Annotated in this window: 9 protein-coding genes; 3 read left to right on the forward strand and 6 right to left on the reverse strand. The window is 60.1% G+C overall.

Annotated elements, in window-relative coordinates:
• Nucleotides 1-85: 85 nt before the first annotated feature.
• The 4 genes from oxyR to AAC083_RS02595 form a co-directional block, all read right to left on the reverse strand.
• On the reverse strand, nucleotides 86-982 hold the full coding sequence (gene oxyR / locus AAC083_RS02580) for a DNA-binding transcriptional regulator OxyR (protein ID WP_181364621.1): 897 nt from the start codon (nucleotides 980-982) through the stop codon (nucleotides 86-88).
• Between the two features lie 161 nt (nucleotides 983-1,143).
• On the reverse strand, nucleotides 1,144-2,784 hold the full coding sequence (locus AAC083_RS02585; protein WP_108535751.1) for a methyl-accepting chemotaxis protein: 1,641 nt from the start codon (nucleotides 2,782-2,784) through the stop codon (nucleotides 1,144-1,146).
• Nucleotides 2,785-3,006: 222 nt separating this feature from the next.
• Entirely contained in the window at nucleotides 3,007-3,642 is a 636-nt protein-coding gene (locus AAC083_RS02590; RefSeq protein WP_108535752.1) for a DsbA family protein, read from the reverse strand.
• Between the two features lie 81 nt (nucleotides 3,643-3,723).
• Entirely contained in the window at nucleotides 3,724-4,584 is an 861-nt protein-coding gene (locus AAC083_RS02595; RefSeq protein WP_108535753.1) for a Vmh family MBL fold metallo-hydrolase, read from the reverse strand.
• Nucleotides 4,585-4,711: 127 nt separating this feature from the next.
• Between AAC083_RS02595 and AAC083_RS02600 the strand changes: the two genes are divergently transcribed.
• Nucleotides 4,712-5,611, forward strand: a complete 900-nt coding sequence (locus tag AAC083_RS02600; RefSeq protein ID WP_042034665.1) for a LysR family transcriptional regulator — start codon at nucleotides 4,712-4,714, stop codon at nucleotides 5,609-5,611.
• Nucleotides 5,612-5,678: 67 nt separating this feature from the next.
• Here the strand turns inward: AAC083_RS02600 and AAC083_RS02605 are convergent, their stop codons facing one another.
• Nucleotides 5,679-6,455: a BPSS1780 family membrane protein gene (locus tag AAC083_RS02605; RefSeq protein ID WP_108535754.1), complete on the reverse strand. Its 777-nt coding sequence runs from the start codon at nucleotides 6,453-6,455 to the stop codon at nucleotides 5,679-5,681.
• A gap of 177 nt (nucleotides 6,456-6,632) precedes the next feature.
• Here AAC083_RS02605 and AAC083_RS02610 point away from each other — a divergent pair, with 177 nt between their 5' ends.
• Together AAC083_RS02610 and AAC083_RS02615 are read left to right on the forward strand one after the other, a co-directional pair.
• Nucleotides 6,633-7,478, forward strand: coding sequence for a hypothetical protein (locus AAC083_RS02610; protein WP_108535755.1), 846 nt, complete (start codon nucleotides 6,633-6,635; stop codon nucleotides 7,476-7,478).
• A gap of 47 nt (nucleotides 7,479-7,525) precedes the next feature.
• The gene (locus AAC083_RS02615) at nucleotides 7,526-8,350 is read left to right on the forward strand and encodes a M23 family metallopeptidase (RefSeq protein WP_108535756.1); all 825 of its coding nucleotides are present in this window, start codon (nucleotides 7,526-7,528) and stop codon (nucleotides 8,348-8,350) included.
• A gap of 99 nt (nucleotides 8,351-8,449) precedes the next feature.
• Here the strand turns inward: AAC083_RS02615 and AAC083_RS02620 are convergent.
• A partial coding sequence (locus AAC083_RS02620; protein ID WP_108535757.1) for an MATE family efflux transporter occupies nucleotides 8,450-9,556 on the reverse strand: 1,107 nt, incomplete at its 5' end.

The following is a 9,556-nucleotide window of genomic DNA, read 5'->3' on the forward strand; positions in this document are numbered from 1 at the left end:
CATCAGAAGGATCGGTCAATGGATCCTTAACTGATCGGCATTAGCGCCAGGCGCCGGTTTTTTTATGGCCACGGCTGCGTTGCCGCTAGCCGAGCTGGCCCTTCATCAGGCTGGAGATGCGGGCAGCCAGCTCATTGAAGCAGGGCCTGCGTACCGAATAGTGGCGATAGAGCAACGAGATGGCACGACCCGGCACGGGGTCGATCACGGGGCGATAGCTGACGCCGCCTTCCTCCACATTGGCAGGCACGGCCAATTTGGGCACCAGCGTCATGCCGCTGCCCGCGGCGACCATGTTGCGCAGCGTCTCCAGGCTGGTGCCCTTGAAACGCTGATCCTCACCGATACCGGCGGCAAAGCAGAACCCCATCGCCTGATCCCTCAGACAGTGGCCATCGGCCAGCATCAGCAGCTTCTTGCCCTTGAGGTTACTGAGCGGCACCGACTTGGCCCTGGCTTCCGGGTGATGTTGCGGTACCGCCAGCCACATGGGCTCCTGATAGAGAGGAATAGAGCTAAACCCTTCCATACCCTCAAGTTCGGCGAGGATGAGACAATCCAGCGCCCCTTCTTCCAACCGCTTAAGCAGCACCTGGGTCTGCTCCTCATAGAGATAGAACTCCAGCTTGGGAAAATGCTCGCGCAGATCCTGGATGATGTGGGGCAGCAGATAGGGACCGACGGTGGGAATGAAACCGATATGGATCTCACCAGACATGGGCTCGGCAAAGTGCTGGCCTATGCTCTTGAGCTCCCGCACCTCTTTTAGCACCTTGCGGGCCTGATGGGCCATGGCGTCACCGGCCGGGGTAAACAGCACCTTGCGCGAGGTGCGCTCAATCAGGATCACCCCCAGTTCATCTTCCAGTTTGCGCAGCTGGCCGCTCAGGGTGGGTTGGCTGACGAAGCAACGCTCCGCTGCCTTGCGAAAATGCTTCTCCTCTTCCAAGGCAACCAAATACTCGAGATCGCGAAGGTTCATACATCCAGAATCCTGCCAACCAATTGGGCCATTAGCATGCCCAAGAAAGAGAGAAGGGACAAGATATGGCGACTGAATGGAAAAAGAGGGCCGGATGGAAAAACAAAGCGGGCCCGGATCCAGGATCCGGGCCCGCTCAAGCGGAGAATATCAAACCATCATTACACCCGGAAGCGACGTACCATCTCCTGCAACTGAGTCGCCAGATGGTTGAGCTCGTTACAAGCCTGTGCCATCTGGGTTGCCCCCGCTGCCACCTCTTCCGAGGCATGGCTGATGTTGACCACGTTGCGGTTGAGCTCTTCGCTCACCGCACCCTGCTCTTCGGTCGCGGTCGCGATCTGGATATTCATGTGGGAGATGCTCTCCACAGAGCCGCTGATCTCGGAAATGGACGCTCCCGCCTCCCGCGCCGTGCTCACGGTGGAGTTCATCATCTCCTGGCTCTGCTGCATTGTGGTGCCAGCCTGCTCGGCCCGCTGCTGCAGCTCGGCAATGATGGTGTTGATCTGGGAAGTGGAATCCTGAGTCCGCTTCGCCAGGGTACGTACCTCATCGGCCACCACGGCGAAACCACGGCCCTGTTCACCAGCCCGGGCAGCCTCGATGGCGGCGTTCAATGCCAGCAGGTTAGTCTGTTCGGCGATACCGCGGATGACCTCCAGTACCATACCGATGTTGCGGCTGTCATCACCGAGCTGACGGATAACCACAGCCGTGCTCTCAATAGCGCCGGCTACCTGCTCAATGCGCTTGATGGAGTCATTGACGGTGCGAGCTCCCAGCTCGGCCGTGCTGCTGGCCTGGGTCGCGGCACCGGCGGCATCACTGGTATTGCGAGACACCTCCTGCACGGTGGCCTGCATCTCGTTCATGGCGGTGGCCAGCTGATTCAGCTCATGCTGCTGATTGTTCATGTTGGTGGCGGATTGACGGGCCACGGCGCTGATCTGTTCGGCCGCCGAACTGAGCTGCACCACGGAACCGGACACCTCGCTGACCAGGTTGCGCAGACTGCCCTGCATCTCGCCAAAGCCCTTGGCCAGCTGGCCCAGCTCGTCGTTGTTGAACTGTTTCAAGTCGAGGTGAGCCGCCAGATCACCCGCCGATACCTTGCGAGTCTGCTCCAGCAGGGCCATGACGGGATTGCGGATCTGGCCGGTCAGCAACCAGGCCACGATGATGACAAACGCCAGCGTCACCACCCCCACCAGGATACTCATGTTGCGCGAGTTGCTGTAAAGCTCGGCGACCGATTTGACCATGCCACTGGCAACTTCGTTGTTGATCTCGCGCATACGATAGGATTTGGAACCCACCTCCTCCAGGGCAACACGGGTCTCATTTTTACGCAACCCCTTGACCCGCTCGAGGTCCCCACTGGCAAAGGCCGCCATCAGCTCCTTATGCATAGAAAAATACTTAGCACCGGCAGCAATCAGCTGTTCATAGTTTTGTTTATCTTCATCTGATGCAAACGGCAGCGCGCCATAATGTTGTGCAGCCGAGTCAAACTCTTGCTTCGCCTGGTTAAAGGTGGCCGTGCGCTCACTCACTTCCTGCATGTCATTATTCAAACCACCAATCACTATTGCCAACTCAGAGCGACGGGCATCAAGAATGGCCACATGCATCTGGCTGGCATAACGGGTCGATGGCAGCAAATTCTCTGAGATAGTGGCAGTATCTGCGTAGAGGCGGGACAACTGAGTGATGGAAAACCAGGCAAGCCCGACCACTAGCAGTGCCAATACGGCAAAGCCGGCACTCAACTTCTGAGCTATAGACATATTTTTGAACATGATTGATATCCTTGGCGGCTAGACGCAAACCCGTGGAGCCGAACTCCCGAGCTATCCCCATAGAACGTAGCGTTATGATCGCAAGCGGATGATTTATAAACTCTCCGCTAGTCAATATATCGTCACGCCAGCAGATAACATGAGGACCAAGAGGGGAGGAAAAATCGCCCCCTCAGCCAGGGTTCACCTTTCATCCCGTTCGCCAATAGACGGGACACGGATTCAGCGTCCCATCACGGCCTGGATCTGACGGGTAAAGGCCGCCGGCTCCCCCAGGAAGGAAGAGGCGGACAGCGGCGTCACCTTGTCCCCTTGTACCAGACCCAGTGTGGGGTAGCCCTGTCCACCGAGGCGACGCATCCAGCGCTGGCTGTCTGCCAGATGACCAGCCAGATCCACGTTCTGATAAGCATCTGAAAATGCCGCGGCATCCATGCCCTGCTCTGTCGCCAGGCTGCTCAGGTGCTCGAGGGAACCGATCCAGATGCCATCACGATAGTGGGACTGCTGGATACGATGCAGCAGGGTCAAGCCCTTGCCGCCCAAGGCCGACATAGCCAGGATGGCGCGGATGGGTTGCTCCGAGTCGAGCAGCAAGCCATCGCGCAGCAGCAACTCGTTGAAATAGTGCTCACCGAAGGGCTGGCCAGTCAGAGCCTGGATCCGCTCATCATGAGGGCGGACATAGTCACGCAGGGCCTGACCCATGGGCTGACGACGCTCGCCCAGCCAGAGGCCGCCAGCATGCAGTTCGATGTGAAGACCAGGAATCCCGGCCGCCGCTTGCAGCAAGGGGGCTGCGCCATAGCACCAGCCACAGAGGGGGTCATAGACGTAATGCAGGCTTGTCTCGTTCATGCGATTCATTCTCGATTGTTTGGCTAAAAAAACCGGGCCCAAGGGCCCGGTAAAAAACACTGGGAAGCAGGCGTCAGGCAATTACCACTTCATTTCGCCGGTGTTGACCTTGGCTCCGATGGCCAGACCATCGTCGACCGGCAAGGACGGGAAGGCTTTCTTCAAGCCTTCAATCAGCTCACCAGAGTTTTTGGACTTGGCCAACTCCTGCTCGAAGCGCTGGACATAGTCACGGGTAAAGGTCACGGCTTCAGTGCCCTTGGGCTCAGCACCCAGGAAGTGGCCAGGTACGACACGATCGGGTTTCATGGCCAGCAATTCGTTGAGGGTCTTCACCCAATGAGCGCGGGCTTCCTTGGTCTGGCTATCCGCCATCCAGACGTGGACGCCGTGATAAACCGGCACACCGCCCAATGCTGTCTTGATGGACGGCGCCCACAGGTAAGCAGTCGGCGTGTTCATCTCCTTGATCTCGATCTTCTCGCCTTCGAGGGTCAGATAAGAGGCAGTCATCACTTCCGGTACTATCAAGGTCTTGGGTGAGCCTGCGCCCAGAATAGGTCCCCAATAGGTCAGCTTGTCATCCTTGGTCTTGTTGATGTGGTCGACCACATGCTGGTCAGCCAGCACTTTGACATGCGGAAACGCCGCCATGATGGGCTCCAGACCGAAGTAGAAGTCAGGATCACCCGCGCTGATATAGACGGTGGTCAGCTGCTTGCCACTTTGCTTGATCATGTCGACCAGCGCCTGGCCATTTTTCACATCAAACTGGGCATCGATCAGAATGGCCTCTTTGTCACCGGCCACCAGGGAAGAGGAGACGGGGAAGATGGCCTTCTCGCCCGGGTTGTAGACAGTCACGCTCAGGGGGGCGGCCATGGCGGCACCACTCAGCAGGGTAGTGGCCAGGGTCAGGTTGCGGATCAGGGTGTTGTTCATCGGGTATTCCTCATCAAGTCATCAGGGGTTCATCAGATGGACACAGTTTATTGGATCATTAACGGTACAAATACAGCATAATAAGCGCATCACTGTTGCATTAATCGATCATATAGAGGGCCTGCATATGGATCGGCTGACCGCATTACGGGTCTTTGTCAGCGTAGTCGAGCAAGGTAGCCTGAGCGGCGCCGGGGAGAAGCTGGAGATGTCGCGCGCCATGGTGACGCGCTACCTCGCAGAACTGGAGCAGTGGATGGGAGCCCGTCTGCTGCATCGCACCACGCGACGCCTGAGTCTGACCGGCCCGGGGGAAGAGGCATTGAACCGCGCCAGGGCCATGCTGGCATTGGGGGAAGAGATGGAGCAGATCGCCATTCGCGGCGATGAGGCGCCCAAGGGGCAACTGCGCATCACCAGCAGTTACTCTCTCTCCGAGGCCCTGCTGGTGGGGGCCGCCAACGACTATCTGGCCCAGTATGCCGGCACCGCCATCGATATCCTGCTGCTGGACCGCACCGTCAACCTGGTGGAGGAGCGGATCGATCTGGCCATTCGCATCACCAATGATCTGGATCCAAACCTGGTGGCCCGCCGGCTCGGCACCTGCCACTCCGTGGTCTGTGCCAGCCCGGCCTATCTGGCCAGACACCCGACCCCGCACAAGGTGCAGGAGCTCGCCCTGCATAACTGCCTCACCTACACCTATTTCGGCAAGAGCCTGTGGGAGTTTCAGGGGCCCACCGGGCCTGAATCCGTGCCGGTCAGCGGCAATCTCAGTGCCAACATTTCCAACCTGCTGCTGGAGGCGACCCTGGGTGGTGCCGGCATCAGCATGCAGCCCCGCTACTCGGTGCAATCACACCTGGAGAGTGGCGCCCTGGTACCGCTGCTCGACGCGTGGCAACCCAAGCGACTCGGGGTCTACGGGGTCTATGGCACCCGCAAGCAGATGTCCCCCCTCTTGCGCAGCTTTCTCGATTTTCTGGTAGTGCGCATGGCGGCCGACCCCATGTGGCAGGAGTAACATCACCATGCACAAGGGGCCCGCAGGCCCCTTTTTAATCATGACATCCCGGTCACTTGCATCCGGATCAGGCTTCGAAGCCGGTGAGCGGCGCCTCGGTGTGTACCTCCTGCGACACATCCAGATAGATATCCCGATACGCCACATAGATGGAGTAGTTGAGTGCCGGTATCACCACCAGCAGGCCGACCAACATCAGGGCGGCCCCCAACAGCATCAGCCCGGCGCCGATCAGCCCCCACCAGAAGAAGGGCCACATGTTGATCAGACAGCCTTTGAAGCTGAGCCTGGCGGCCTGCAATATGCCGACATCATGGAAATAGATGAGGGCCGGTGCGAAGGTGATGGCCATCAGTACGGGGATCAGCAGTGCCAACCCCAGCAACAGGCAGAGCAGCAACCCCTGCACCTGCGCCACGCTCGCCACCATGGATGCGGGATCCTGGGTCAGCAGGGGGGTCAACCCCCACATGGAGAGCAAGGCCAGGCAGATGAGTCCAATCAGGGTAAACAGAACCAGCACCAGCAGGCCACCCAGCATCAGCGGAGTCAGCTTGTTGCGAAACCCGGCGAAGAAGTCGGCAAACTTGAGCTGATTACCCTCGTAGCCGCGCTGGGCTACCACCATCCAGCCCGCACCCCACACCATGTAGAGCAACTGAGAGATGAGGCCACCCGCCGGCAGGCGTTCCAGCAACAGACCGACCGCGAACCAGATCAGGACCATGGCGACACTGACGCCCATGCCCTTGTTGAAGACATCGAAGCCAGATCGCACCCAGACCCAGCCACGCCCGATGGGGTGACGGGCCGGCTCGGCGCGCAGGGGGGACAATCCATTCATAACGTTTCCTCAGATGATGACGGGCTGGCTGCTGATTCTAGAGCCATGGGACGGCTGACTCAATGGCGGACGATCATGGGTTGGCGCTTCGCACATCAAGGCTGCTTGTATCAGGCGTTACGGTTATCATAAGAGACCCCCGCACAAGGGGCATTTACTTATTCAAGAGAATCCAAGATGCGTACACTTCATCTGGCACCGATCCTGCTTGCTTCCCTGCTGCTCAACCTCTGGCAATGGCAGGCTCAACCCGCCACCAGAGCGTCTCACCCGCAACCCGACTCCGCTGAAAACGCCGCAGTGGCCCAGTGCGACACAGCGGCCAGCCAGAGCGCCAGTCAGAACCTGATGGCCAAGCTACCCGGCAAAGGCACGCAGGGGGAATCCGCCCCCGCGCAGGAGGCCATGGCCCCCAATCCGGAGCTGGAGGCCGCCATCAGCCAGTGGAGCCAGTCCAGCGACGGCTCTGTGCTGATAGAGCGGCTCTACGATGCCGAGCAGGGCAGCCAACTCACTACCGTTTTCGATCGGCTGGACGTGGTGGAGGACGTGCGCGGTCAGGTGCAGGAGCAGTTGCGCGAACTCTATCGCCTTGGCTTCGATCACCCCGATGCCTACGAGCAGGAGAGCCAACGCATCTGGAGCAACATCAGCAACCTGCTGGGTGACGACACGCGCACCCGGTTGGAACAGGAGCTCTACTCGGGTGACATCAACCGCCTGCTGGAGATCCAGGGCCGACTGGCGGAGCGCGGCGAGCTGCTGGCCCCGACCCAGCGCCAATCCCTGACGCGTCTGCTGAGCGATGCCAACCAGCAACTGGCCCAGCAGGAGAGTGGCGATGCCGGCACCTATCTGGAGAACCAGAAGGCCTATACCCAGCGTGTGCTGGAGAGCAGCCGCGCTTTCCTTAACCCGAGCCAACTGAAAGTCGTGCAAGAGATGCTGGAGCTGGAGCTGGTTCGCCAGGAGGTATCGGTCCAGATGGAGGCCATCTATCAGCGCTTCCAGCCAGCCTCCTGATGCCCTTACCCTTGTTCGTTTGACCCAGCCCATAGCGTGGAACCGTCATGAGAGTTGTTTGTTGTATTTTGTTGCTGCTGGCCAGCCAATCTCCCCTCGCCGAGGGATTTATCAGCCGTCTGCTCAACCATCCAGTGCCGGGCGGCGTTGCCGTGGTGCCGCTTGGCAATGCAGAGCAGGCCCCAGCCGCCCGTTATCAGGACAAGCCCGTGCTGGTGGTGCGGGAAGAGGATCGCCGCTGGATCGCCATCGTCGGCATTCCCCTCAACAGCCAGCCGGGGGCTCATACGCTGATGGTGAATGATGGCAGCACCCTCAGTTTCACGGTCGGCAGCAAGCACTACCGCGAGCAGCACATCAAGCTGAAGAACGGCCGCCAGGTCAATCCGCTGGCTGAGGATATGGTGCGCATCAACCGCGAACTGGCGGAGCAAACCCGTGCCTACCAAACCTTCAGCCCTACCCAGCCCAGCAACTTGCTGTTCGACAAGCCGGTACAGGGCCCGCTCTCCAGCCCGTTCGGCCTGCGCCGTTTCTTCAACGGTGAAGAGCGCAACCCCCACTCAGGCCTCGACTTCGCGGTCGGTTCCGGTACCCCGATCAAGGCCCCGGCCGCCGGCAAGGTGATCCTGATCGGCAACTACTTTTTCAATGGCAACACCGTCTTTGTCGACCACGGCCAGGGGCTGATCAGCATGTTCTGCCACATGTCGAAGATCGATGTGACCCTGGGACAGAGCCTGCCCCGTGGCAGCATCGTCGGCCGGGTTGGTGCCACAGGTCGCGCCACTGGCCCCCACATGCACTGGAACGTCAGTCTCAACGATGCCCGCGTCGATCCCGCCATCTTTATCGGGGCCTTCAAACCCTGACGCGACATAGCCAATCCAGGCCATCTGCAGTGATGAGCAGGCCGGATAAAACGAAAAAGGCAGCCTGGGCTGCCTTTTTCATGGAAGGATGGCTGTGTATCAGGCAACTGCGGCATGCAGGCGAGCTTCCTTGCGCATGGCCCGCCACATCACCAGCACCAGCACAGTGCTGCAAGTCGGCAACGCCAGCCAGACCCCGGCCACACCCCACAGGGAAGAGAAGCCCCACAGGAAGCCGCCAATCAGTACCAGCTTGCCGCCGGTGAGCAGGGAGGCGATGCGGGGCCGGTTGATGGCCTGGAAGTAGGTGGCCCCCACCAGCAATAGCCCTTCCATCGGCAGGCCCCAGAAGTAGAGCCAGATGCCGAGGCTCGCCACCGGCAAGAGGGCCGCGTTGTCGCCGACAAACAGATAGACAACCCCTTCCGGCCAGAGATAGAGCGGGATGATACCGCACAGCGCCACCAGCAGGGTGACTCCCAGCGCCAGGTTGCGTACCCGCAGTACCCGTTGCCAGTTGCCCGCACCGGCGTTGAAGCTGGCGATGGGCTGTATGCCCATGGCGATCCCCTCGAAGATGAGATAAAAGAAGGCCTCGCTGTAGCTGATGACGCCATAGGCGGCCACGTGCAGCGAGGTGCCCACCACCAGCAGCGCCTTGTTGTGCAGCGCCAGCACCACCGACAGGTAGAGGTACATCAGAAAGCTCGATACCCCGAGCCGCAGCGTCTCCCGCATCAGTCGCCAGTCCGGCATGAGCGTATCCCAGCCAATACGCAACTGGCTGCGCGGGGTGAAGAAGTGCCACAGACAGAGGCCACCGGTCACCGCCTGGGAGAGCATGGTGGCGATGGCCGCCCCTGCGAGGCCCCAGGGGAGGACAGCCATCAGCAGATAGTCGAGCAGCACGTTGAGCACGCCGCCGCCGACCAGGATCCAGGTGGCGAGACCGGGTCGTCCGTCATTGCGCAGCAGGGCAGTGAACGCCATGGAGAGTACGGCAAACACCCCGAGCCAGGCGTACCACTGCAGATAAGCGAGGCCGGCATCGAAAATTTCCCCCTCGGCCCCCATCCAGGCCAGCATGGACTCGCCATAACGGATGCCGATGAAGGCGAGCACGGCCGAAGCGAGCAGCACCATCACCAGCGCATTGCCGACTATGTGGCGCGCCTTCGCCTGCTCCCCCTTGCCGAGGTAGAAGGA

The organism is Aeromonas sp. HMWF014 (assembly GCF_963878295.1).
Taxonomy (GTDB): Bacteria; Pseudomonadota; Gammaproteobacteria; order Enterobacterales; family Aeromonadaceae; genus Aeromonas; species Aeromonas popoffii.